The organism is Streptomyces pilosus (assembly GCF_014649835.1).
Classification (GTDB): Bacteria; Actinomycetota; Actinomycetes; order Streptomycetales; family Streptomycetaceae; genus Streptomyces; species Streptomyces pilosus.
Genome location: NZ_BMTU01000006.1, coordinates 284,304 through 306,676 on the forward strand (window position 1 = coordinate 284,304; position 22,373 = coordinate 306,676).

Here is a 22,373-nt window from a genome sequence, read left to right on the forward strand (position 1 = left end):
CCCTGGACGCCATGACGCAACACCAGAGCACCCAGACGATGAAGCCCGCGACCGCGGCGAAGAAGCTGGGTGTGTACCTCGAGGCCACCCCCGACGATTTCCGGGAGGGCGTCGTCTCGCGCGCCGAGCTGAACGCGCTCCAGGCGGACCCGCCGCAGTGGCTGCGGGACCTGCGGCGCGACGGTCCGCACCCCCGGCCGGTGGTCGCCGCGAAGCTGGGCGTGTCCATCGCCGGGCTCGCGCGCGGAGGGGTCACCGAGGCCCTGACCACCGAGCAGATCGAGGCGCTCAAGGAGGAGCGCCCCGAGTGGCTGGAGCGGGAGCGTGCCACCCAGGCCGAGGTCCGCAAGGAGACCGTGCGCATCAAGAAGCGGAACGCCGAGCGCGCGCAGCGGGACGGCTGAGCCTGTCCGTGCCCTCCGCCGCGGACGCCCCCGGCCGGCTCTCCCGGCCCCGGGGGCGTTCGCGTCTCCGGGGGCGTTCGCGTCTCCGGGGGAGATCGCACCGGCCCGCGGGCGGGCGGAAACGCCAGCCCGCGCCACCCTTCCGGTGGATAGAAATATCTACGAGCATGGCGCCCGTACCGCACGCGCCCGCAGCGGCGCGGCCGACCGCGCCCGGGGTGGGGACATGCACAGCGTCATGTGGAAGCAAGCCGTCGAGTGGCTGGCCGCGGCGGCCACGGACCCGCAGGAGTGCAAGCGCGAGTGGGATCACGGGAAGGGGACCGCACTGCTCGCCGCGGGCCGGTACTGGGACGTGCTCAGCGTGCCCGAACGGCTCGGGCTGCTCGCCCTGGACATCCTGTGGCGCGACCCGCTGAAGGCGCCCGGGCCCACGCTGGTGGACGTCACGGCCCGCAGAGTGGGCTTCTTCCTGCCGCCCGACCCGGTCAGCGAGTGGGTGGGGTTCGGCGTGCGGCACGTCGGCAGGGGGTCCTGGGTCGCCGTACCGCCGCCGTACCGGCCCGCGGGACGGCTGGAGTGGCTCGTCCCGCCGGACGGCACCGGCACCCTGCACTCCCCCGTCCCGCTGGAACGCGCCCTGCGCGGGGCGACCGGCACGCTCGCCGTGCTGGCACCGGTCAGCGCGGAGCCTGCGGGGCCGGACGGCTGGTGAGCGGCTCGTCCCCGGCCGGCGGCCCGAGGAGGGGTGACGGGACGAGGAAGGGCACGGGCAGGACGGTGGCGCGCCCGCTCACGGTCGGGGCGGCGAAGGAGGCCCACAGGCCGTCGCGGTGCTGCCCCGGGACGGTGTGCCCCCTGGCCCGCCACTCGGCGACCAGCTCCGTGTAGATGGGGGTGTGTCCCGCGTACCCGCTGGTGAGTTCGGCGTACAGCCGGCGCGCGGTGCCGGGCCCGAGGAGGCGCCGCGCCGTCCCAGTGCTGTCCATGCCGGGGCAACGCGCCCTCGTGCGCCGGTGGTACGCCCGGTGGCTGCGGGTCCGCCCGGCGGGGTGAAGCCGTCACCCGCACGGCGGTGACCGCCGGGGAGGGCGAGGCGTCCGGAGCGCGGAACGGAACGGGCGCCGGGCCGGGGTTGACCCTCGACCTTGTCGAGGGACCAGTGTTCCGGGTGTGGAGAACGAGATGCGCAGCATTGGCGAGATGGCCCGGGAGAGCGGGCTGGGCGTGAGCGCCCTGCGGTTCTACGACCGGGCCGGCGTCCTGGTCCCCGACCGGGTCGATCCGGTGAGCGGCTACCGCTGGTACGCGCCCGGGCAGCTCGACGAGGCCCTGCTGCTGGCCCGGTTGCGCCGGGCCGGCATGCCGCTGGCGGACATCCGGCTGGTCCTGGCCGGCTGGGCGGGCGCCGACACCGATCTCGTACGGCAGCTCCTCCGGGCGCATCTGCGCCGCCTGGAACGGGGGCTGTCCGGTGCCCGCGCGGAGTTCTCCGCACTCCGAGCCCTACTGGACCACAGGGAGAACCCCATGACCTCGCTCCGCACCGACACCGCCGTCCGGCTGTCCCTCTCCGGCCCGGATCTGGCCGCCGCGCTGGACGCGGTCCGGTTCGCGGCCGGCGCCGACCCGGAGCTGCCGGTGCTCGCCGGTGTCCACTTCGACATCGACGACGGCGCGCTGCACGTCGTGGCCACCGACCGGTACCGGATGGCCGTGGCGCGCACCCCCGCCGACGGGTACGACGGGCCGCGCGCGCAGGTCACCGTGCCGCTTCCGCTCGCCGACGCGATGCGCGCGCTGCTGGACGGTGACCGGGAGGCGCGGCTCTCCGTGGACGGTGACCGGGTGACCCTGGAGGCCGGGGACCGGCAGACGGCCGGTCCGTGCCTCGGCCACGACTTTCCCGACTACCGGCGGCTGGTCCGTCTCCCGGCGGGGCGGCGCACCGTCGTGGACGTGCCGGGGTTCCGTGAGGCGGTGCGCACGGGTCCCGTGCGCGAGCAGGAGGAGGCCGCGGGCGACCTGACCGTGCTGGCGGTGGCGGACGACGGGGCGGTCACCGTCGCCGGGGAGGGGGCGGCCGGTGACGGCCTGATCGCCGTCAACCGCGCGTTCCTGCTGGATGCGCTGGCCGCGGGAGCCCGCGACCGGCTGGTCCTGGAGTCGGGCGGCCCGACGGCGCCCCTCGCCGTGCGCCGGCCGGACGACGCGGGCACCTTCTCGCTCCTGATGCCGGTGCGGCTGGAGAACTAGGAGGCCGCTCGGCGCACGGTGCCCCGTCCGTCCCGGCCGGACGGACGGGGCACCGGCGTCTAGCGTTCGACGCCGCGGTCCTCCACGGGCTCGAGGGTCTCCGCGGCCGGCGGCGTGGCGCTCCGTGCGGGCACCCTGTCCGCCCCGGCCGTGCGGCGCGCCGTCAGGGCCAGCGCGAGGGGCTCGGTGTAGCGGGCGGTCAGCGGTCCGAGCACCACCAGGACCAGGACGTACGCGGTGGCCAGCGGGCCGAGCTCCGGCTCGATGCCGGCGGTGACCGCGAGGCCCGCGATGACGATGGAGAACTCGCCGCGGGCGACCAGCGTGCCGCCCGCCCGCCAGCGGCCCTTGGGGGAGATACCGGCGCGGCGGGCGGCCCAGTATCCGGTGGCGATCTTCGTCAGCGCGGTGACGACGGCCAGCGCGAAGGCGGGAAGGATCACCGGCGGGATGGACTGCGGGTCGGTGTGCAGTCCGAAGAAGACGAAGAAGACGGCGGCGAACAGGTCCCGCAGCGGCGCGAGCAGGTTGTGCGCGCCCTCGGCGACCTCGCCGGACAGGGCGATGCCGACCAGGAAGGCACCGACGGCGGCCGACACCTGGAGCTGCTGGGCCAGACCCGCGACCAGCAGGGTGAGCCCCAGCACGACCAGCAGCAGCTTCTCCGGGTCGTCGCTGGAGACGAACCGGGAGATGACCCGTCCGTAGCGCACGGCGACGAACAGCACGAGTCCGGCGACGCCGAGCGCGATGGCCAGGGTGACGCTGCCCGCGGCGAGGCTGACACCGGCCAGCAGGGCGGTGATGATCGGCAGGTACACGGCCATCGCCAGGTCCTCGAGCACGAGGATGCTGAGGATGACCGGCGTCTCCCGGTTGCCGAGCCGTCCGAGGTCGCCGAGCACCTTCGCGATGACGCCGGAGGAGGAGATCCAGGTGACGCCGGCCAGGACGACGGCGGCGACCGGGCCCCAGCCGAGGAGCAGTGCCAGGGCCGCGCCGGGCAGGGCGTTCAGCGCCATGTCGACGAGGCCGGCCGGGTACTGGGTCTTGAGGTTGGAGACCAGGTCACTGGCCGTGTACTCGAGGCCGAGCATGAGCAGCAGCAGGATGACGCCGATCTCGGCGCCGATCGCCACGAACTCCTCGCTCGCGCCGAGCGGCAGCAGCCCGCCTTCGCCGAACGCGAGGCCGGCCAGCAGGTAGAGGGGGATCGGGGAGAACTGGAGGCGTCCGGCGAGGCGGCCCAGCAGGCCGAGGCCGAGGATGATCGCGCCGAACTCGATCAGGAAGATCGCGGAAGAGTGCACTCGCTCACTCCCGCCCGAGAATCGCGGCGGCGGCGTCGATGCCCTCGCGGGTGCCGATGAGGATCAGCGTGTCCCCTCCGGCGAGCCGGAAGTCCGGCGCGGGGGACGGGATCGCCTCCGCCCGCCGCAGCACGGCCACGATGGACACACCGGTGTCGGTGCGCATCCGGGTCTCGCCCAGCAGCCGCCCGTTCCAGTGCGAGACGGAGGACAGCTCGATGCGCTCGGCGACCAGTCCCAGGTCGGTGGTGTGCAGCAGGTTGGGGCTGTGGTGGGCGGGCATCAGCGCGTCGATGAGCGCGGCCGACTCGGCGACGGTCAGGCGCAGCGACCGGGCGCAGGCGTCCGGGTCGTCGGAGCGGTAGACGTTGACCGTGCGGGCACCGTCGCGGTGCGCGATCACGGACAGGTGCTCGTGCTCACGCGTGGTGAGGTCGTATTTCACGCCGATGCCCGGCAGCGGCGTCGCGCTCATCCGTGGAGCAGGCACAGCCCGTCCCCTTCCCGATTCTTCTGATGTCGTCCCGTGCGAGGTGCCCGACCGGCCGCGCCGCGGCACTGGTGAACGACCCCCACGGGGGTAATGGTGCCATCCCGCCAAACGGCCGGAACATGGGTGTCGCCACGGATGGACAGGGCGCCGCAACGCCGGAAAAGATGTCGGCGGAGACCGTCTTTCCGCAGCTGGAAGGCCCTCCGCCCGGACAGCGCGATGACGCGTACGGGGCCCGTGCCGTGGGTACTCGGACGCGCGCCGCGGGACGGGAGTGCGAAGTGGACGACACGGTGATCGTGGGAGTGGACGGTTCGCCGTCCAGTCTCGCCGCGGTGGATGTCGCGGCGCACGAGGCGCGGCTGCGCGGCGCGCAGCTGCGCATCGTGCACGCCTTCAGCCGCCCGGCCGACCTGGACCCGATGATCCACGGGGTGCTGGCGCGGGCGGAGCAGCGTGCTCACGACCGGGTGCCGGGGCTGGAGACGGCCCGGACCGTGGCCTCGGGCGAGACGCTGACGGTGCTGCGGAGCGAGTCGCGGCACGCGGTGCTCACGGTGGTCGGCGAGCGCGGCCACACCGGGTTCGGGGCCCTGCTGCTGGGGTCGACGGTGGTGCAGCTGGCGGCGCACGGGCACGGCCCGCTGATGGTGGTCCGCGGCCGGGAGGATCCGGGGGGACCGGTTCTGCTCGCCGTGGACGGATCGCCGGCCGGCGCGGCCGCCGCGGCCTTCGCCTTCGACGAGGCCGCGCTGCGCGGGGCGCCCCTGGTCGCGATGCACGTGTGGAACACCTGGAGCGAACCGACGCCGTACGAGGGTCCGGGTGATCCGCCGACCGTGGTGGTGGACCTCGACCGGCTCCGGGAGCGGCACGAGCGGCTGCTGGAGGAAGCGGTGGCGCCCTGGCGGGCGGGGCGTCCGGGAGTGGCGGTGGAGCTGCGCCTCGAGCGGGCCCGGGTGCGCCACGCCCTGCTCGACGCGTCGCGGGAGGCCCAGCTGGTGGTGACCGGGGCCCGGGGACACGGTGGTTTCGCCGGGATGCTGCTCGGCTCGGTCAGCCAGGCGCTGCTGTACCACGCCGACTGCCCGGTCACCGTGGTCCGCGCCGAGCGGTGAGGCCGCACGGGCACCGGTGAGCGCCGGGGGCGGTCGCGGGTCGCGGGTCGCGGGCGCGCCGGGTCTCCGCGCCGTCCTAGAGGGCGATCACGGCGCGGACCAGTGTGCCGTGCGCGGACCTGAGCACCGAGGTCTCCACCGCGTAGGCGTCGACCAGGGCGAGGCCCCGGCCGAACGGGGCATCCATGTCGGCGGGTTCGCAGCGGGGCGCGGCGCGCTGCCGCCAGCGTCCGCCGTCGCGCACCCCCACCGTCAGGGCGGCGCCATCGACCTGGAACATCACCTCCAGGTCGGGGCTGCCGCTGTGCAGCACGACGTTGGTGGCCAGCTCACTGACGATCACGGTGAGCGCCTCCTCTACCGCTTCGGGCAGCCGGTGGCTGTTCACCACCGCCCGGGCGAGCCGCCGCAGCCGGGGCACCGCTCCCGGGGACGCGGGAAGGACGGCCGCCACCAGGAACCCGCCGGCGTGCGGCGGCGGTGCCGGCCTGTGCCGCCCGTCCCCCGCATCCGGTCCGGCCGCCTCCAGGACCGTCCCGGCCGGATGCGGCCCCCTCAGGTATGACATGCCGGGCTCCCTTCTGCGCGGCCGGCCTTGCGGGTTCCACGCTGCCCGTCTCCCGGGGCGAACGGCAATCAGGGCAGACTGAGTACGGATACGCAAACAACCGGGAAGACGCGTGGAACGGGGTGACGCACCATGCCGCACAGCGCCGGGAGGGCCGACGGCGCCGGGAGAGCCCTGCGCGGACGGCTCGCCGCGGCACTCGACCCGGAGGGCGCCGGCCGGCCGGTGGTGCTGCTGGTCGAGGGCGCGGCGGGCACGGGCAAGACCCGTCTGGTGGAGCGGCTCGCCGCGGTGGCGGCCGGCCCGGTGCGGCGGACGTCGCCCGGCGGGGCGCCGCCCGGTGCCGAACCCGGGCTCCTCGTCGCGGAGGACGTGCACCGGGCGTCCGCCGAGGAGACCGGCCGGCTGCGTGCCCTGCTCGCCGCGCCGCCCACCCGCTTCGCGTGCGTGCTCAGCTACCGCCCCGAGGAGCTCGAGGCGCCGGGACTCGTCCTCGGAGCCGGGACCGACTTCCCCGCCGGCCTCACCGTCGTACGGCACGTACTGGGGCCGCTCGGCCTCGCCGAGGTGCAGCGGATGGCGGTCGCCGCCCTGGGCGCGGACCGCTGCCCGCCGGGGCTGGCCGCCGCCCTGCACCGCCTCTCCGGCGGTGTCGCCCAGACCGTGGCGGACCTGCTCGACCTTCTGGTGGCGGGCCCGGTCACCGTCGGCCGGCCGCCCTCCTTCGGCCTCGACCGGCTCGGGATCCCTCCCCGGCTGGACGTCCTGACGCTGCGGCGCACGGCCGCCGTGCCGGAGGAGCACCGACGGATCGTCTGCGCCGCCGCCGTCCTCGACGAGCCCGCCACCTCCCGCGACCTCGCCGTCGTGGCCGGTCTCCCCGGACGGGCCGGCGCCGACGCCCTGGCCGCGGCCCTGCGCGCCGCCGTGCTCGAGGACCGCGGCGACGGCCGGTACGGCTTCGGCTCACCGCTCGCCGCGGCCGCGGTCCGCCGCGTGGTGACCGGTCCGGCGTCCGAGGAGCTGCACCGGCGGGCCGGGCAACTGCTCACCAGGCGCCAGCCCGTTCCGTGGGAGCGGGTGGCCGGCCACCGCCGGGCGTGCGGCGACGAGCGGGGCTGGCTGCACGCCGTGGAGCGGGCGGCCCTGCAACTGGAGGACGCCGGGGAGCAGCAGCGCGCCGTGGGTCTGCTGGAGTCGGCGCTCGCCACCGGTCCGGTGCCCGAGCAGGCCCGTGCCCGGGCGGCACGGCTGCTGGCCCGCTGTGCCGTGGTGGGGCTGCGCTCCGACGAGACGCTGAAGGTGCTGCGGCACATCGTGGCCGACCCCGGTCTGCCGCCGGCCGCGCGCGGGGAGATCCGGCTGGACCTCGGACTGCTGCTGTGCAACCAGATGGGCGAGGTCATGGAGGGGCGGGACGAACTCGCCCGTGCGGTGGAGGACCTGGCCGGGGAGCCCGTCCCGCTGGCCCGGGCGATGTCGGCGCTGGCCATGCCGTACGGGCCCGACGCGTCCTTCGCCGAGAACGTCGCCTGGATCGAGCGGGCCGTGTCGGTGGCGGAGGAGTCGGGCGACCCGGTGGTGCGGGCGGCGGTGGCCGCGAACCGGGTGAGCGTCCTGCTCAACGGCGGTGATCCCGCGGCCTGGCCGCTCATCGACCGGCTGCCCCGCGACAGCGAGCTGATCGGCTGCCGCCAGCAGACCTCCCGGGGGCTGTGCAACGCGGCGGACGCGGTGGTGTGGCTGGGCCACTACGACAGGTCGCGTGCCCTGCTCGCCGAGGGTGTCGAGCTGGCCGCCCGCAGCGGTGCCGCCTACGCCGAGCAGACCGGCCGGGGCTGCGCGCTCGTCGTCGACTGGGCGACCGGCCGCTGGTCGGGGCTCGCGGAGCGGTGCCGTGCCTTCGTCGAGGAGTCCGGCGACATGCCCTACCTCGCCTCCGACGCCCGGATGGTCCTGGGGCTGCTGGCGCTGGCCCGCGGGGAGTGGGCCGACACCCTGGACCAGCTGACCGGGCCCGGCGCGGCCGGTCTGGACACCGGCCCGGTGCCGATCTCCGCGACGGTCTCCGGTGCGCTGGTCCGGCTCGCGCTCGCGCACGACGACGTCCCGGGAGCGGCCGCCGAGGCGGAGGCGGCGTGGGGGCGTCTGCGCGCGAAGGGCATCTGGGCCTGGGGGGCCGAACTGGCCCCCTGGGCGGTGGAGGCGGCCCTGAGGGCGGGGGACACCGCCGCCGCGGAGGCGAGGGCGAAGGAGTTCGCCGCCGGACTGGAGGGCCGTGACGCGCCGTCGGCCGACGCCGCTCTCTCCTGGACCCTCGGGGTCCTCGCCGAGCACACCGGGCAGCCGGCGGAGGCCGCGGCCCGCTACGGAGGGAGCGCCGCCGCCTACCGGGAACTGCCCCGGCCCTACCACGCGGCCCTGACCTCCGCGGCCGCCGCCCGTTCCGCCCTCGCCCGCGAGGAGGGTGACGCCTCCGCGGTGGCCGCCCTCGCCGACTGCGCGGCGGTCTTCGACGCCCTCGGCGCGACCTGGGACGCCGCCCGCACCCGCGCCGAACTGCGCCGCCACCAGCCGGCCGCGGAACGCCGGCCGCCGGGCCGCCCGCGGTACGGCGACGTGCTGTCGCCCCGGGAGGGGGAGGTCGCCGAACTCGCCGCGGCGGGCATGTCCAACCGGGAGATCGCCGCGACCCTGCACCTGTCCCCGCGCACGGTGGAGCAGCACGTCGCCCGGGCCTTGCAGAAGACCGGGGTGCACTCCCGCCAGCAGCTCGCCGGGGCGCTGGAACCGGCTTCGGACTGACGGTGGGGCCGCGCGGTGGCGCTCCCGTCGCCCCGGGCGCGCCGGCCGCAGTCAGCCCAGGAAGCTGAGCCGCACCTGACGGTCGGGGTTGTCCTTGTTGGTGTCGACCAGGCACACCGACTGCCAGGTGCCCAGTTCCAGCCGTCCGTCGACCACCGGGAGGGTCGCGTGGGGTGGTACGAGCGCGGGCAGGACGTGGTCGCGGCCGTGGCCGGGGCTGCCGTGCCGGTGCTGCCAGCGGTCGTCGGCGGGCAGCAGGGTGTGCAGGGCGGCCAGCAGGTCGTCGTCGCTGCCGGCGCCGGTCTCGATGACGGCGATCCCCGCCGTGGCGTGCGGCACGAAGACGTGCAGCAGACCGTCGCGGCCGGCCGCCGTCTCCCGCAGGAAGGACTCGCAGTCGCCGGTGAGGTCGGCGATCCGCTCGCCGGAACCGGTGGTGACGTTCAGGACTCGGGTGGTGAAGGCATCGGACATGCCCCCATCCTGGCGGACGCGGCGGGCGGTGTGCGGGAGCGACGGGAAGATCCGCGGCCTCCGACGCGTTGGTAGAAATGTGAACGACATGCGCGAGGTCGAGGTGGTCGTCGTCGGGGCGGGGCAGGCCGGGCTGTCGAGCGCCTACCACCTGCGGCGGGCCGGGCTGGAGCCGGACCGCGACTTCGTGGTGCTGGACCACTCCCCCGCGCCCGGCGGCGCCTGGCAGTTCCGCTGGCCCTCACTGACGTACGGCAAGGTGCACGGGATGCACGCGCTGCCCGGCATGGAGCTGACCGGCGCCGACCCGGCGCGGGCCTCCTCCGAGGTGATCGGCGAGTACTTCGCCCGCTACGAGCGGACCTTCGGTCTGCGGGTGCGGCGGCCGGTGGACGTGCGGGCGGTGCGGGAGGGCCCCGGGGGCCGGCTGTCGGTGGAGTCCTCGGACGGCACCTGGGCGACACGGGCGCTGATCAGCGCCACCGGCACCTGGGACCGGCCGTTCTGGCCGCGCTACCGGGGCCAGGAGACCTTCCGGGGGCGGCAGTTGCACACCGCGCAGTACCCGGGTCCCGAGGCGTTCGCCGGGCAGCGGGTGATCGTGGTCGGCGGCGGCGCCTCGGGCACCCAGCACCTGCTGGAGATCGCCCCGTACGCCGCGGCCACGACGTGGGTGACCCGGCGGGCCCCCGTCTTCCGTGAGGGGCCCTTCGACGAGGAGGCCGGGCGGGCGGCCGTGGCGCTCGTCGAGGAGCGGGTGCGGCAGGGGCTGCCGCCGCGCAGTGTCGTCTCGGTGACGGGGCTTCCGCTCAACGACGCGATCCGGCGGGGTCTGGCTGACGGCGTGCTCGACCGGCAGCCGATGTTCGACCGGATCACACCGGACGGCGTGGAGTGGGAGGACGGGCGGCGGGTGGCGGCCGACGTCATCCTGTGGGCCACGGGCTTCCGGCCCGCCGTCGACCACCTCGCCCCGTTGCGGCTGCGGGAGCCCGGCGGCGGCATCCGGATCGAGGGCACGCGGGCGGTCGCCGACCCGCGCGTCCACCTGGTCGGCTACGGCCCCTCGGCGAGCACCATCGGCGCCAACCGGGCGGGACGCGCGGCGGTGCGGGACATCGGGCGGCTGCCGGCACGGGAGGAGCCGGCCGCGGCCTGACGGCGTGGTCGGTTCGGCGGCCCCTGGAAGGCGCACCACATGAGGGGCTCACTTCTCCGCCGTGGCCTGCGCCGTCTTCCGCTGGGCGTGGGACTCGGCCACGTTGCGTTCGTGCTCCGCGTAGTCGGCGGTGAAGCGGGTGTCGCCGGGCTTGACGGTGACGAAGTAGAGCCAGTCGCCCGGGGTGGGGCTGATGGCGGCGCGCACCGCTTCCTCGCCGGGATTGTCGATCGGGGTGGGCGGCAGCCCCATGCGCCGGTAGGAGTTGTAGGGGCTGTCCACCTCGGTGTCGGCCTTCGTCGTGCCGGGCGTCGAGCGGTTCAGGGCGTAGCTGACGGTCGAGTCCATCTGCAGCGGCATCCCGCGCTCCAGCCGGTTGAAGATCACCCGTGCCACCTTGCCCATGTCCGCCCGGGTGGCGGCTTCGGCCTGGACGATGCTCGCGACGGTGACCGCCTGGTAGACGTTCATCGCGTTGCGCTGCGCGCCGGCCGCGATCGGGGCTCCGTTGAACTTCTTGTCGGCCGCCTCGACCATCCGCGCCAGCAGCTTCTGCGGGGTGGGCTTCTCCTGGAGCGGATAGGTGGCCGGGAAGAGGTAGCCCTCCGGATTGCCCTCGGCCTCGTTCGGCAGTTTCAGGTCCGCCTTGGCGAGGGACTTCTTCGTGGTGCCCGCGGGCAGGTCGAGGGTCTTGTCGATGGCGGCGTACACCTGGCTCGCCCGCCAGCCCTCCGGGACGATCAGGGCGGTCGGGCGCTTCTCCTCGTCGCCGTCCATGATCAGCAGCGGCACCGCCACGGCGGTGCCGGCCACGACGGCCCCGAGCGTCGCGAGGGCGAACCGGCCCCGGCGCGTCAGTCGGATCGTGTTCCGTGACGGAGTGTTGGTCTGCATGCGGGCACGGTAACCCGCACAACGCCACAAACCCGGCATATCTTCATCTTGTCGGCTCCAGTCGGGCGTCCCGGCGGACAAGGGCCGCGTAGCGTCCGTCGCGCTCCAGCAGCTCCCCGTGCGTGCCGCGTTCGACCACGCGGCCGGAGTCGAGGACCACGATCTGGTCGGCGCCGCGCACGGTGGACAGCCGGTGGGCGATGGTGATCGTGGTCCGGTCGGCCGACAGCGCGTCGACGGCCCGCTGGACGGCGGCCTCGGTCCGGGTGTCGAGGGCGCTGGTCGCCTCGTCGAGGACGAGGACCGGCGGGTCGCGCAGGATGGTGCGGGCGATCGCCAGGCGCTGCTTCTCACCGCCGGAGAAGCGGTGCCCCCGCTCGCCGACCACCGTGTCGTACCCGTCCGGCAGGGAGGCGATGTGGTCGTGGATCTGGGCGGCCCGGGCCGCCGCGTGCAGTTCGTCGTCGGTGGCGTCCGGTTTGGCGAAGCGCAGGTTCTCCGCGACGGAGGCGTGGAAGAGGTAGGTCTCCTGGGAGACGACACCGACCGCGCGGGCCAGCGTGTCGAAGTCGAGGTCGCGGACGTCGACCCCGTCGAGGGTGACCCTGCCGCCGGTGACGTCGTACAGCCGGGGCACCAGATGGCCGAGCGTGGACTTCCCCGCGCCGGTCGGTCCGACGACGGCGAGGCTGCCGCCCGCGGGGACGGTGATGTCGATGCCGTCGAGGACGGGGCCGCCCTTGCCGTCGTAGCCGAAGGTGACGTCCTCGAAGCGGACCTCTCCCCTGATCCGGTCCAAACGCACCGGTTCCTCGCGTTCGGTGATGTCGACGGGGAGGTCCAGGTATTCGAAGATCCGCTGGAACAGCGCGAGCGAGGTCTGGATCTGCACGCCGGTGGACAGCAGGCTCACGGCCGGGCGGAACAGGCCCTGCTGGAGCGAGACGAAGGCGACGACGGTCCCGATGGAGACCTCGGGGCCGCCCGTCCGCAGGGCGATGCCGGCCGTCCAGTAGATGACCGCCGGCATCGCGGCCATGACGATCGTGATGACGGCCATGCGCCAGCGGCCGGCCATGCTGGAGCGGACCTCCAGGTCCACCAGCCGTTCGGACTCCTCCGAGAAGGTGCGGGTCAGGGAGTCGGAGCGGCCCATGGTGCGGCCGAGCAGGATGCCGCTGACGGAGAGGGACTCGGTGACGGTGGCGGCCATCGCGGCCATCTGCTTCTGGCGCCGGGTGGTGATCTTCTTGCGTTCGTCGCCGACGCGGCGGCTGATCCAGACGAAGACCGGCAGCAGCACCAGCGACACGGTGGTCAGCCGCCAGTCCAGCACGAGCATCGCGACGACGGTGGCGACCACGCTGGTGAAGTTGGAGACCAGGGACGTCGCCGTCGAGGTCACGGTGGCCTGCATGCCGCCGATGTCGTTGGCGATGCGCGACTGGACCTCACCGGTGCGGGTGCGGGTGAAGAAGGCGAGGGACATGCGCTGGAGCCGCCCGTAGACGGCGGTGCGCAGGTCGTGCATGACGCGCTGCCCGACCGTGGTGGAGATCAGCGTCTGCAGCACGCCGAAGACACTGGTGAGGACCGCGCCGAGGATCATCCCGAGCGCGAGCAGGCTGAGCAGCCCGGTGCGGCCCTCCGGGATGGCGACGTCGAGGATGGCCTTGAGCAGGAACGGGGTGGCGACCGAGACCAGCGAGGCGGCGCCGACGAGCAGGCCGACGACGGCGAGGCGGCCCCGGTAGGGGCGGAAGAGTCCCAGGATGCGCCGCACCTGCCGGGGCTGCTCCTCGGCGCCGGCGGGCGGGGTCCACTCCGGTCGGTGATCGGGGTGCATGGTCTCCTTCGGGACGGACGCCCGGAGGAGGTGCCCCGGGCCGATCGGAATCCAGCTCATTGTTACCTATATTCACAATGAACGTCATCCTGATATTGTTCCCGCATGACCGCCCCCGATCCCGACGGCCTGCTGGCCGAGCAGCTGCTTCGGCTCACCCGCCGGGTGCACCGCATCCAGAAGCGCCATCTGGAGGGGCGTGAGCTCGGAGTCACCCCGGCGCAGTCCCGGCTGCTGCGCACGCTGGCGCATTACGGCTCGCCGCCGCGCATGGCGGATCTGGCCGAGCGGCTGGAGGTGGTTCCGCGGGCCGTCACCACGCTGGTCGACGGGCTGGAGGCGAGCGGCAAGGTGCGGCGGGTGCCGGATCCGGCCAATCGGCGGGTGATCCGCATCGAGCTCACCGACGACGGGCGTGCGGCGCTGCGAGAGCTGCACGCGGCGCGCAGGGCGGCCGCGGAGGAGATCCTGGCCCCGCTGGGCGGGGACCAGCGCGAGGCGCTGGGCGCGTTGCTGGACACCCTGGTCGACGGGAGTACCGCCCCGCCGTGCCGTGAGGTGTCCGCGTGAGGCCCGTGGGGTGACGTCCGGGCCGGCGGGACAGCCGGTTCCGCGCGGTGCGGGGGAAAACCGTTTGCCTCGTCGTGCGCGACGGCGTCAACCTGTCACGGTTTGCTGCTCACCGTCCACGGACGGCGAGCCGGCCTGCCCGTGAACCCCTCGCCGGCGCCGCGCTTCCCGGCGCTCCGCCTCCCTCCCCGCCGCCCTGACCCGAGCCACTGGGACGTCATGCAGATTCAAGACCTTCCGTATTCCGACCCGGGGGTGCCCGACGCCCGCTCGGGTCCCCGATTCCTGTGGTGGCTCTTCCGCAACCAGCTGTCCGGGCAGCTCACGTCGCTGGCGTGGGGCCTGCTGCACTTCGTCTCCGTCGCCGCGCTGCCGTTCGCCGTCGGTGTCGCCGTGCAGGCCGCGGTCGACCGCTCCGGCGGACGGCTCGCGCTGGCCGGCGGCCTGATGGCGCTCGCCTGCGTGGGCAACGCGGTCGGTGACACCTTCCTGCACCGCTCCGCCGTGACCAACTGGATCACCGCCGCCGCCCGCGTGCAGCAGCTGCTCGGCCGCAAGGCGGCGACACTGGGCTCGGCACTGACCCGCCGGGTCGCCGCCGGTGAGGTCGTCGCCGTCTCCACCGGCGACGTCGAGAAGATCGGCTGGTTCGTCGAGGCGCTGTCCCGGTTCACCGCGGCGGCGGTCACGATCGTGCTGGTCTGCGCCGGCCTGGTGGTCTACCAGCCGGCGCTCGGCGTCGTCGTCGCCGCCGGACTCCCCGTGCTGGCGCTCGCGGTGCTGCCGCTGCTGCCCCCGGCCACCCGGCGGGCGGACGTCCAGCGCGAGAAGGCCGGACGGGCCACCGAGCTCGCCTCCGACACCGTCGCCGGACTCCGTGTGCTGCGCGGCATCGGCGGCGAGGACCTGTTCCTCGACCGCTACCGCCGGGCCAGCCAGGAGGTGCGGCACGCCGCCGTGCGCAGTGCGCGGATGTGGTCGCTGATCGCCGCGATCCAGGTGCTGCTGCCCGGCCTGCTGCTGATCACGGTGGTCTGGTACGGCGTCCACCTGGCCCGCGACGGCCGGATCACGGTCGGTGAACTGGTCACCGTCTACAGCTCGGTCATGCTGCTCACCTACCCGATCCGGCACTTCGAGGAGATCGCGATGGCGTACAGCTTCTCGCGGCCCTCGGCCCGGCGGGCGGCGCGCGTGCTGTCGCTGGAGCGGGCCACGGACACCGCGGGGGCGCGGGCCGGCGGGGCCGCCCCGGCGGGCGACCTGTACGACCCGGCGACGGGGCTGCTCGCCCCCGCGGGCCTGCTCACCGCCGTGGTCTGCGGGGATCCCGACGCGGCGGGGCGGCTGGCCGAACGCCTCGGCGGGCACGCCGCGGAGCCGGGCGTCCCGGTGCTGCTCGGCGGGGTCCCCCTCGACGAGCTGCCCCTGGACCGCGCCCGGGGCGCCGTCCTCGTGCAGGACAAGGATCCGGTGCTGCTCTCCGGGACCCTGCGCGAACTGCTCGACGTGCCCGCGTCCGGCGCGGTCGGCGCGCGCGAGGCGCTGGACGCCGCCCAGTGCGGGGACGTACTGGCGGCCCTGGCGCAGGGATCGCTCGGCGCCGACGACCCCATGGACGCCCGGATCACCGAGCGCGGGCGGTCCCTGTCGGGCGGCCAGCGCCAGCGGCTCGCGCTGGCCCGGTCGCTGGTCACGGACCCGGAGGTGCTGGTCCTGGACGAGCCGACCTCGGCGGTCGACTCGCACACCGAGGCGAAGATCGCCCAGGGCGTGCACGGGCTGCGGGAGGGCCGCACCACCGTGGTGTTCACCTCCTCCCCGCTGTTGCTGGACCACGCCGACCGGGTGGTGTTCCTGCACGGCGACACCGTCGCGGCGGTCGGCGGCCACCGCGAACTGGTGCGCACCGAACCCCGCTACCGGGCCGTGGTGACCCGTGAGACCGAGGACGAGGCCGCACGCGACGAGGCGGCCGTACCGGGCGGGGAACGGGTCCTGCACCGGCTGGAAGAACTCGAAGAGATCGAGGAGACGGCATGATCGGCGTGGCTCCGCCGGACTACGACCCGGCGGCCCCGACCGCGGCCACCACCCTGCCGGTGGGCGCGCCCGCGACCGTGCGCGCCTATGTCACGGAGCTGCTGCGACGGCACCGGCGGGCCTTCCTGCTGCTGGTCGCCGTGAACACGGCCGCCGTGGTCGCCTCCATGGTGGGCCCGTACCTGCTGGGCGGGCTGGTGGAGCGGGTCTCCGAGCGGGAGCGGGAGCTGCACCTGGGGCTCACGGCGGGGTTCTTCGTGCTCGCGCTGGCCGTGCAGGCGGTGTTCGTGCGGCAGGTGCGGCTGCGCGGGGCGATGCTCGGTGAGCGGATGCTGGCCGATCTGCGTGAGGACTTCCTGGTGCGGTCGGTCGGACTGCCGCCGGGTGTGCTGGAACGGGCCGGCACCGGTGACCTGCTGTCGCGGATCACGACCGACATCGACCGGCTCGGCAACGCCATGCGGGAAGCCGTCCCCCAGCTGGCCATCGGCGTGGTCTGGGCGGTGCTGCTGCTGGGCGGGCTGGTCGTCGCGGCTCCGGAACTGGCACCGGCCGTGCTGGTCGCCGTGCCGCTGCTGGTGGCGGGCTGCCGCTGGTACTTCCGGCGGGCGCCCGCCGCCTACCGCTCGGAGGCGGCCGGGTACGCCGCCGTGGCGGCCGCGCTCGCCGAGACCGTCGACGCGGGACGGACCGTGGAGGCCCACCGGCTCGGCCCGCGCCGCGTCGCGCTGACCGACCGGCGGGTCGGGGAGTGGACGGCCTGGGAGCGGTACACGCTCTGGCTGCGGTCGGTGCTCATCCCCGTCATCGACATCACCCATGTGACCGTCCTCGGCTCGGTGCTGATGATCGGCGGGGTGTTCGTCCTGCAGGGCTGGATCGGGGTCGGCCAGCTGACCACGGGCGCGCTGATCGCGCAGATGCTCGTGGACCCGGTGGGGCTGATCCTGCGGTGGTACGACGAGCTCCAGGTGGCGCACGTGTCGCTGGCCCGGCTGGTCGGGGTCCGGGACATCGAGCCGGACGCCGGCGACGCCGCTCTGGCACCCGACGGGCGCCGGGTGCACGCGGACCGGGTGCGCTTCGGTTACCTGGAGGGCGTGGACGTCCTGCGCGCCGTGTCCCTTGAGGTCGCCCCCGGAACGCGGCTGGCGCTGGTCGGACCCTCGGGTGCGGGCAAGTCCACGCTGGGCCGGCTGCTCGCCGGGATCTACGCGCCCCGGGACGGGCGGGTCACCCTGGGCGACGCGGAGCTGTCGCGGATGACCGCGGAACGGGTCCGGGCGCACGTGGCCCTCGTCAACCAGGAGCACCACGTGTTCGTGGGCTCCCTGCGCGACAATCTCCGGCTCGCCCGGACGGGCGCCGGGGACGCCGAACTGTGGGCGGCGCTCGGCGCGGTCGACGCGGACGGCTGGGCGCGTGCGCTCGACGACGGCCTGGACACCGAGGTCGGCTCCGGCGGACTGGCGCTCACCCCGGCGCAGGCGCAGCAGATCGCGCTGGCCCGCCTGGTGCTGGCCGACCCGCACACGCTGGTCCTGGACGAGGCGACCTCGCTGCTCGACCCCCGCGCGGCACGTCACCTGGAACGCTCTCTGTCCCGGGTCCTGGACGGCCGGACGGTGGTCGCGATCGCCCACCGCCTGCACACCGCTCACGACGCGGACGTCATCGCCGTCGTGGAGGACGGCCGCATCAGCGAACTGGGCAGCCACGACGAACTCGTCGCGGCGAACGGCGCGTACGCGGCGCTGTGGCGGTCCTGGCACGGATGAGCACGGACGACCCGCCTCCCGCGGCCCACCCTGGTGCGCCTGAGGAGGACGCGGGAACGTCCCGGCCGCCCGGCCGGCGGGGACGTCGTCCCTCCCCTCCGGGGCGGGGGCACGCGTCGGCCCGGGTGGGGCGGGGTGCTCCGTCCTACGGATCCGGGGATCCGGGCGTGGACCCCGCGGCCCGGTGTGCGGGGCCGGAGGGGGCGGCGTCCGGTCCGGCTGTGCCGTTGCGCGGTGGGGAGCTGCGGTGGAAGGCTGGAGTCAGGCACCGGCTCGGGGAACGCCCGGATCCCGGCGGACCGGGAGCGGGCGGCGCCAGTGCCCCGTGCACACGGCCCGGCGCGGGCCGCGGCGGCGGGAACGGGCCCGCCCCCACCCCCTGGAGGTACCCGTGAACAGCGCCGACGGTTGGGGAGACGACGTATACCAGCCCGACGCGTCCGACATTCAGGACGACGCCGGACTGCTGGACGCCGAGGACACGCTGGACAACGACGGCGTCGCCGATCCCCTCGACCGGGGCTGGTCCCCTCCGGAGCGGCCGTGGGCCGTGGAGCACCACGGTGTGACGGCTGCCGAGGCCCACGAGGGCGAGACACTCGACCAGCGCCTCGCCGAGGAGGTGCCGGACCCCGCCGCGATGAACGGCGACGGGCTCGGGGATTCGTCGGGCACCGACGGGGAACTCCTGGACAACGAGGTCGGCGCCGCGCGCTCCGGCCGGCTCGTCTCCCCCGATGAAGGGGCGCACGAGGACGAGGAGGAGGCCCTCGTCGCCACGGACGTCGGCATCGACGGCGCCGCCGCCTCCGCGGAGGAGGCCGCCGTGCACGTCGTCGACGAGGACACCCTGCCCGGCTGACCCCGCCCCTCCCCCGCCGCAGCGCGGGCCCGAGTCGCCCGAGGAGCATCCATGCAGCAGGACAAGCACCCCGACTACCGGCAGGTCGTCTTCCGTGACCGTGCCGCCGGCTACGCCTTCCTCACCCGGTCCACCGCGACCAGCGACCAGACCATCGAGTGGGACGACGGCGAGACGTACCCGGTGGTGGACGTGGAGATCTCCTCGGAGAGCCACCCGTTCTACACGGGCAAGGCCCGCACCGTGGACACGGAGGGCCGGGTGGCGCGCTTCGAGCGCCGGTACGGCGGTGAGGGCGCCGGCTGACTCCGGGCCGGACCGGGGGTTCAGATCACGTTGAGGGCCGCCGCGCCGCCCACTCCGCCCAACAGCATGAACGCGGGCATCAGCACCTTCAGCTCGACCCAGCTGCCCGCGCGGAAGCGCAGCGCCCTGGGCGGGCCGATCGGGTACCAGCGCTTGCGGCCCACCGGTATGGGCCACAGGATCGGGCAGCCGGACACCGTCAGCGCGTCCCCGATGTCGTGCACCAGCGCGCCCAGCACGATGGGCAGCCCCAGCCACAGGTACTCCTGGCCGGGCTCGGTGAACATCCAGTCCGAGCCCATGCCCGGCTGGTCCAGGATGTCCGCGATGATCCAGGCGCTGGTCGCCGCCAGCAGCCACACCAGGACGTCGCTGCTGGATCCGCGGGTGGCCCGCCACAGCAGGCCCTCGATGGCCAGCACCATGTGCACGAAGAGGATGGCCAGCACCGCCCAGCGGCCGCCGGTGATCGCCAGGGCCGCGGTGCCGCCGCCGATGAGTACGGCCCACAGCCAGGTGTGCGTCAGCGTGCGGTGACCGCCTGAGCGGCGCGGGTCGCCCTGCTTCTTGGTGGCCTTGTAGACGGCGTAGGACAGCTTGTCGACGATCTCGCACAGCCAGCGGGAGACGGGTCCGAAGGCCCGCGAGATGGTCGCCGCCTTGTGGTCCAGGTCGGGGGCGAGCGCGGCACCGGCGCAGATCAGCGCGCCGGCCAGGAGCACCGGCCAGGGCATCGGCTTCCCGGCAGCGGCCGCCGCCGCACCGACGCCGAGCCAGGCCGCGGCGCCCGACAGTGAGTGTGCTGGTCCCATCATCGCCGCTGCCCGCCCCATTCGTCGTTCGCCGCAGTCCTGTTGACCGGTCGCGTGGACACCCCGCCGGCGACACAGCGTAGCGTTCGCGATCTTCGGGCCCGCAGCCGATTCCCCCATCGGGTGCGCGGGCAGGCAAGATGGGGACGTGACCCTCATCGATCAGCTGCCGCCGACCGCCGACCCCGACGCCCTGTACGAAGCCTTCGAGTCGTGGGCCGGAGAACGCGGTCTCACGCTCTACCCCCACCAGGAGGAGGCGCTGATCGAGGTGGTCTCCGGCGCGAACGTGATCGTGTCCACGCCCACCGGTTCGGGCAAGAGCATGATCGCGGCCGGGGCGCACTTCGCCGCCCTGGCGCGCGACGAGGTCACCTTCTACACGGCGCCCATCAAGGCGCTGGTGTCGGAGAAGTTCTTCGAACTGTGCAAGATCTTCGGCACGGAGAACGTCGGCATGCTCACCGGTGACGCTTCCGTCAACGCGGACGCCCCGGTCATCTGCTGCACCGCCGAGGTGCTGGCGTCGATCGCGCTGCGCGACGGCAAGGACGCCGACGTGGGCCAGGTCGTGATGGACGAGTTCCACTTCTACGCCGAACCGGACCGCGGCTGGGCCTGGCAGATCCCGATCCTGGAGCTGCCGCAGGCACAGTTCGTGCTGATGTCGGCGACGCTGGGCGACGTCTCCTTCTTCGAGAAGGACCTCACCCGTCGCACCGGCCGCCCCACCGCCGTGGTCCGCTCGGCGACCCGGCCCGTTCCGTTGTCCTACGAGTACCGGTACACGCCGCTCACCGAGACGCTCACCGACCTGCTCGCTGCCCGGCAGGCGCCGGTCTACATCGTGCACTTCACGCAGGCGCAGGCGGTGGAGCGGGCGCAGGCGCTGATGAGCATCAACATGTGCTCGCGCGAGGAGAAGGAACGGATCGCCGAGCTCATCGGCAACTTCCGCTTCACCACCAAGTTCGGCCGCAATCTCTCGCGTTACGTGCGGCACGGCATCGGTGTGCACCACGCCGGCATGCTGCCCAAGTACCGGCGGCTGGTGGAGAAGCTCGCGCAGGCGGGACTGCTGAAGGTCATCTGCGGGACGGACACCCTCGGTGTGGGCGTCAACGTCCCCATCCGCACGGTGCTGTTCACGGCGCTGACCAAGTACGACGGCAGTCGGGTGCGGACCCTGCGGGCCCGTGAGTTCCACCAGATCGCGGGCCGGGCGGGACGCGCGGGGTTCGACACCGAGGGTTTCGTGGTCGCCCAGGCCCCCGAGCACGTCATCGAGAACGAGAAGGCGCTGGCGAAGGCGGGCGACGACCCGAAGAAGCGCCGCAAGGTCGTGCGCAAGAAGGCGCCCGACGGTTTCGTCGCGTGGAGCGAGCAGACCTTCGACAAGCTCATCGGCTCGGATCCGGAGCCGCTCACCTCCCGGTTCCGGGTCACCCACACGATGCTGCTGTCGGTGATCGCCCGGCCGGGCAACGCCTTCGAGGCGATGCGCAGGCTGCTGGAGGACAACCACGAGCCGCGCAAGCAGCAGTTGCGGCACATCCGGCGGGCGATCGCCATCTACCGTTCGCTGCTGGACGGCGGCATCGTCGAGAAGCTCGACCGGCCGGACGCCGAGGGCCGCATCGTCCGTCTGACGGTGGACCTCCAGCAGGACTTCGCGCTCAACCAGCCCCTGTCCACGTTCGCGCTGGCCGCGTTCGAACTGCTGGACCCGGAGTCGCCGTCGTACGCGCTCGACATGGTGTCCGTCGTGGAGTCGACGCTGGACGATCCGCGTCAGATCCTCGCCGCCCAGCAGAACAAGGCGCGCGGTGAGGCGGTCGCCGCGATGAAGGCGGACGGGGTGGAGTACGAGGAGCGCATGGAGCGTCTCCAGGACGTCACCTACCCCAAGCCGCTGGAGGAGCTCCTCTTCCACGCGTACAACACCTACCGCAAGAGCCACCCCTGGGTGGGTGACCATCCGCTGTCGCCGAAGTCCGTGATCCGGGACATGTACGAACGGGCCATGTCCTTCACGGAGTTGGTCTCCCACTACGAACTGGCCCGCACCGAGGGCATCGTGCTGCGCTACCTGGCGAGCGCGTTCAAGGCGCTGGACCACACCGTGCCGGACGACCTCAAATCGGAGGACCTGGAGGACCTGATCGCCTGGCTGGGCGAGATGGTGCGTCAGGTCGACTCCAGTCTGCTGGACGAGTGGGAGCAGCTGGCCAACCCGGAGGAGATGACCGCGGAGGAGGCACAGGAGAAGGCCGACCAGGTCAAGCCGGTCACCGCCAACGAGCGTGCCTTCCGTGTCCTGGTGCGCAACGCCATGTTCCGCCGGGTCGAGCTCGCCGCCCTCGACCAGGTGGCGGAGCTGGGCGAGCTGGACGCCGAGTCGGGCTGGGACGCCGGTGCCTGGGGCGAGGCGATGGACGCGTACTGGGACGAGTACGAGGAACTGGGCACCGGCCCGGACGCCCGCGGCCCGAAGCTGCTGCTGATCGAGCAGGAACCGGAGAACGGGCTGTGGCGGGTCCGGCAGATCTTCGACGATCCGAACGGGGACCACGACTGGGGCATCAGTGCCGAGGTCGACCTCACCGCCTCCGACGCGGAGGGCCGTGCGGTCGTCCGTGTCACCGATGTCGGCCAGCTGTGAGCACAGGAGAATC

At 74.0% G+C, this 22,373-nt stretch carries 20 protein-coding genes; 12 read left to right on the top strand and 8 right to left on the bottom strand.

Annotated features, from left to right (window positions below):
* Positions 1-11: 11 nt before the first annotated feature.
* Together IE118_RS17890 and IE118_RS17895 are read left to right on the top strand one after the other, a co-directional pair.
* On the top strand, positions 12-404 hold the full coding sequence (locus IE118_RS17890; RefSeq protein ID WP_189558931.1) for a DUF5997 family protein: 393 nt from the start codon (positions 12-14) through the stop codon (positions 402-404).
* A gap of 226 nt (positions 405-630) precedes the next feature.
* Positions 631-1,119, top strand: a complete 489-nt coding sequence (locus IE118_RS17895; RefSeq protein ID WP_189558932.1) for a hypothetical protein — start codon at positions 631-633, stop codon at positions 1,117-1,119.
* Here the strand turns inward: IE118_RS17895 and IE118_RS17900 are convergent.
* Positions 1,085-1,393 (bottom strand): hypothetical protein, encoded by a 309-nt coding sequence (locus IE118_RS17900; protein ID WP_189558933.1) that lies wholly within the window; start codon positions 1,391-1,393, stop codon positions 1,085-1,087. The genes IE118_RS17895 and IE118_RS17900 overlap by 35 nt on opposite strands.
* Positions 1,394-1,589: 196 nt before the next feature.
* Between IE118_RS17900 and IE118_RS17905 the strand changes: the two genes are divergently transcribed.
* Positions 1,590-2,660 carry a DNA polymerase III subunit beta family protein gene (locus IE118_RS17905; protein WP_189558934.1) on the top strand — a complete coding sequence of 357 codons (1,071 nt, stop codon included), beginning with the start codon at positions 1,590-1,592 and terminating at the stop codon, positions 2,658-2,660.
* Positions 2,661-2,719: 59 nt separating this feature from the next.
* On the opposite strand, the gene IE118_RS17910 is transcribed toward IE118_RS17905, so the two are convergent.
* Together IE118_RS17910 and IE118_RS17915 are read right to left on the bottom strand one after the other, a co-directional pair.
* On the bottom strand, positions 2,720-3,970 hold the full coding sequence (locus IE118_RS17910; RefSeq protein WP_189558935.1) for a cation:proton antiporter: 1,251 nt from the start codon (positions 3,968-3,970) through the stop codon (positions 2,720-2,722).
* A gap of 4 nt (positions 3,971-3,974) precedes the next feature.
* Positions 3,975-4,445, bottom strand: a complete 471-nt coding sequence (locus tag IE118_RS17915; RefSeq protein ID WP_189558936.1) for a cation:proton antiporter regulatory subunit — start codon at positions 4,443-4,445, stop codon at positions 3,975-3,977.
* 299 nt (positions 4,446-4,744) lie between these two features.
* On the opposite strand from IE118_RS17915, the gene IE118_RS17920 reads away from it, so the two are divergent.
* Positions 4,745-5,581: a universal stress protein gene (locus IE118_RS17920; RefSeq protein ID WP_189558937.1), complete on the top strand. Its 837-nt coding sequence runs from the start codon at positions 4,745-4,747 to the stop codon at positions 5,579-5,581.
* 76 nt (positions 5,582-5,657) lie between these two features.
* Here IE118_RS17920 and IE118_RS17925 read toward each other — a convergent pair whose 3' ends face one another.
* Positions 5,658-6,149, bottom strand: coding sequence for an ATP-binding protein (locus IE118_RS17925; protein ID WP_189558938.1), 492 nt, complete (start codon positions 6,147-6,149; stop codon positions 5,658-5,660).
* 132 nt (positions 6,150-6,281) lie between these two features.
* Between IE118_RS17925 and IE118_RS17930 the strand changes: the two genes are divergently transcribed.
* On the top strand, positions 6,282-8,954 hold the full coding sequence (locus tag IE118_RS17930) for a helix-turn-helix transcriptional regulator (protein WP_189558939.1): 2,673 nt from the start codon (positions 6,282-6,284) through the stop codon (positions 8,952-8,954).
* A gap of 51 nt (positions 8,955-9,005) precedes the next feature.
* On the opposite strand, the gene IE118_RS17935 is transcribed toward IE118_RS17930, so the two are convergent.
* Positions 9,006-9,428 carry a secondary thiamine-phosphate synthase enzyme YjbQ gene (locus IE118_RS17935; RefSeq protein WP_189558940.1) on the bottom strand — a complete coding sequence of 141 codons (423 nt, stop codon included), beginning with the start codon at positions 9,426-9,428 and terminating at the stop codon, positions 9,006-9,008.
* Between the two features lie 79 nt (positions 9,429-9,507).
* On the opposite strand from IE118_RS17935, the gene IE118_RS17940 reads away from it, so the two are divergent.
* Positions 9,508-10,587, top strand: coding sequence for an NAD(P)-binding domain-containing protein (locus IE118_RS17940; protein ID WP_189558941.1), 1,080 nt, complete (start codon positions 9,508-9,510; stop codon positions 10,585-10,587).
* A gap of 48 nt (positions 10,588-10,635) precedes the next feature.
* Here IE118_RS17940 and mltG read toward each other — a convergent pair whose 3' ends face one another.
* Together mltG and IE118_RS17950 are read right to left on the bottom strand one after the other, a co-directional pair.
* A complete protein-coding gene (gene mltG / locus IE118_RS17945) occupies positions 10,636-11,481 on the bottom strand; it encodes an endolytic transglycosylase MltG (RefSeq protein WP_189558942.1) in 846 nt (281 codons plus the stop codon).
* 43 nt (positions 11,482-11,524) lie between these two features.
* On the bottom strand, positions 11,525-13,327 hold the full coding sequence (locus IE118_RS17950; protein WP_189558943.1) for an ABC transporter ATP-binding protein: 1,803 nt from the start codon (positions 13,325-13,327) through the stop codon (positions 11,525-11,527).
* 105 nt (positions 13,328-13,432) lie between these two features.
* Here IE118_RS17950 and IE118_RS17955 point away from each other — a divergent pair, with 105 nt between their 5' ends.
* From IE118_RS17955 to IE118_RS17975, 5 genes are all read left to right on the top strand, one after another.
* Positions 13,433-13,897: a MarR family winged helix-turn-helix transcriptional regulator gene (locus IE118_RS17955; protein ID WP_189558944.1), complete on the top strand. Its 465-nt coding sequence runs from the start codon at positions 13,433-13,435 to the stop codon at positions 13,895-13,897.
* Between the two features lie 219 nt (positions 13,898-14,116).
* Positions 14,117-15,940 carry an ABC transporter transmembrane domain-containing protein gene (locus IE118_RS17960; protein WP_189558945.1) on the top strand — a complete coding sequence of 608 codons (1,824 nt, stop codon included), beginning with the start codon at positions 14,117-14,119 and terminating at the stop codon, positions 15,938-15,940.
* Positions 15,937-17,718 (top strand): ABC transporter ATP-binding protein, encoded by a 1,782-nt coding sequence (locus tag IE118_RS17965; protein WP_189558946.1) that lies wholly within the window; start codon positions 15,937-15,939, stop codon positions 17,716-17,718. The genes IE118_RS17960 and IE118_RS17965 overlap by 4 nt, the downstream gene beginning before the upstream one ends.
* Before the next feature lie 391 nt (positions 17,719-18,109).
* The gene (locus IE118_RS17970; protein WP_189558947.1) at positions 18,110-18,580 is read left to right on the top strand and encodes a DUF5709 domain-containing protein; all 471 of its coding nucleotides are present in this window, start codon (positions 18,110-18,112) and stop codon (positions 18,578-18,580) included.
* A 51-nt stretch (positions 18,581-18,631) separates the two neighbouring features.
* Positions 18,632-18,886, top strand: coding sequence for a type B 50S ribosomal protein L31 (locus IE118_RS17975; RefSeq protein ID WP_189558948.1), 255 nt, complete (start codon positions 18,632-18,634; stop codon positions 18,884-18,886).
* Between the two features lie 20 nt (positions 18,887-18,906).
* Here the strand turns inward: IE118_RS17975 and IE118_RS17980 are convergent, their stop codons facing one another.
* Complete coding sequence (locus IE118_RS17980) at positions 18,907-19,701, bottom strand: metal-dependent hydrolase (RefSeq protein ID WP_189558949.1); 795 nt, start codon at positions 19,699-19,701, stop codon at positions 18,907-18,909.
* 145 nt (positions 19,702-19,846) lie between these two features.
* Here IE118_RS17980 and IE118_RS17985 point away from each other — a divergent pair, with 145 nt between their 5' ends.
* Positions 19,847-22,360, top strand: coding sequence for a DEAD/DEAH box helicase (locus IE118_RS17985; protein ID WP_189558950.1), 2,514 nt, complete (start codon positions 19,847-19,849; stop codon positions 22,358-22,360).
* The last annotated feature ends 13 nt before the right edge of the window (positions 22,361-22,373 follow it).

Coding starts and splice junctions, on each gene's coding strand:
- IE118_RS17890 (WP_189558931.1), top strand. CDS start 12: ATGACGCAACACCAGAGCACCCAGACGATGAAGCCCGCGACCGCGGCG.
- IE118_RS17895 (WP_189558932.1), top strand. CDS start 631: ATGCACAGCGTCATGTGGAAGCAAGCCGTCGAGTGGCTGGCCGCGGCG.
- IE118_RS17900 (WP_189558933.1), bottom strand. CDS start 1,393: ATGGACAGCACTGGGACGGCGCGGCGCCTCCTCGGGCCCGGCACCGCG.
- IE118_RS17905 (WP_189558934.1), top strand. CDS start 1,590: ATGCGCAGCATTGGCGAGATGGCCCGGGAGAGCGGGCTGGGCGTGAGC.
- IE118_RS17915 (WP_189558936.1), bottom strand. CDS start 4,445: ATGAGCGCGACGCCGCTGCCGGGCATCGGCGTGAAATACGACCTCACC.
- IE118_RS17925 (WP_189558938.1), bottom strand. CDS start 6,149: ATGTCATACCTGAGGGGGCCGCATCCGGCCGGGACGGTCCTGGAGGCG.
- IE118_RS17930 (WP_189558939.1), top strand. CDS start 6,282: ATGCCGCACAGCGCCGGGAGGGCCGACGGCGCCGGGAGAGCCCTGCGC.
- IE118_RS17935 (WP_189558940.1), bottom strand. CDS start 9,428: ATGTCCGATGCCTTCACCACCCGAGTCCTGAACGTCACCACCGGTTCC.
- mltG (WP_189558942.1), bottom strand. CDS start 11,481: ATGCAGACCAACACTCCGTCACGGAACACGATCCGACTGACGCGCCGG.
- IE118_RS17950 (WP_189558943.1), bottom strand. CDS start 13,327: ATGCACCCCGATCACCGACCGGAGTGGACCCCGCCCGCCGGCGCCGAG.
- IE118_RS17955 (WP_189558944.1), top strand. CDS start 13,433: ATGACCGCCCCCGATCCCGACGGCCTGCTGGCCGAGCAGCTGCTTCGG.
- IE118_RS17960 (WP_189558945.1), top strand. CDS start 14,117: ATGCAGATTCAAGACCTTCCGTATTCCGACCCGGGGGTGCCCGACGCC.
- IE118_RS17965 (WP_189558946.1), top strand. CDS start 15,937: ATGATCGGCGTGGCTCCGCCGGACTACGACCCGGCGGCCCCGACCGCG.
- IE118_RS17975 (WP_189558948.1), top strand. CDS start 18,632: ATGCAGCAGGACAAGCACCCCGACTACCGGCAGGTCGTCTTCCGTGAC.
- IE118_RS17980 (WP_189558949.1), bottom strand. CDS start 19,701: ATGATGGGACCAGCACACTCACTGTCGGGCGCCGCGGCCTGGCTCGGC.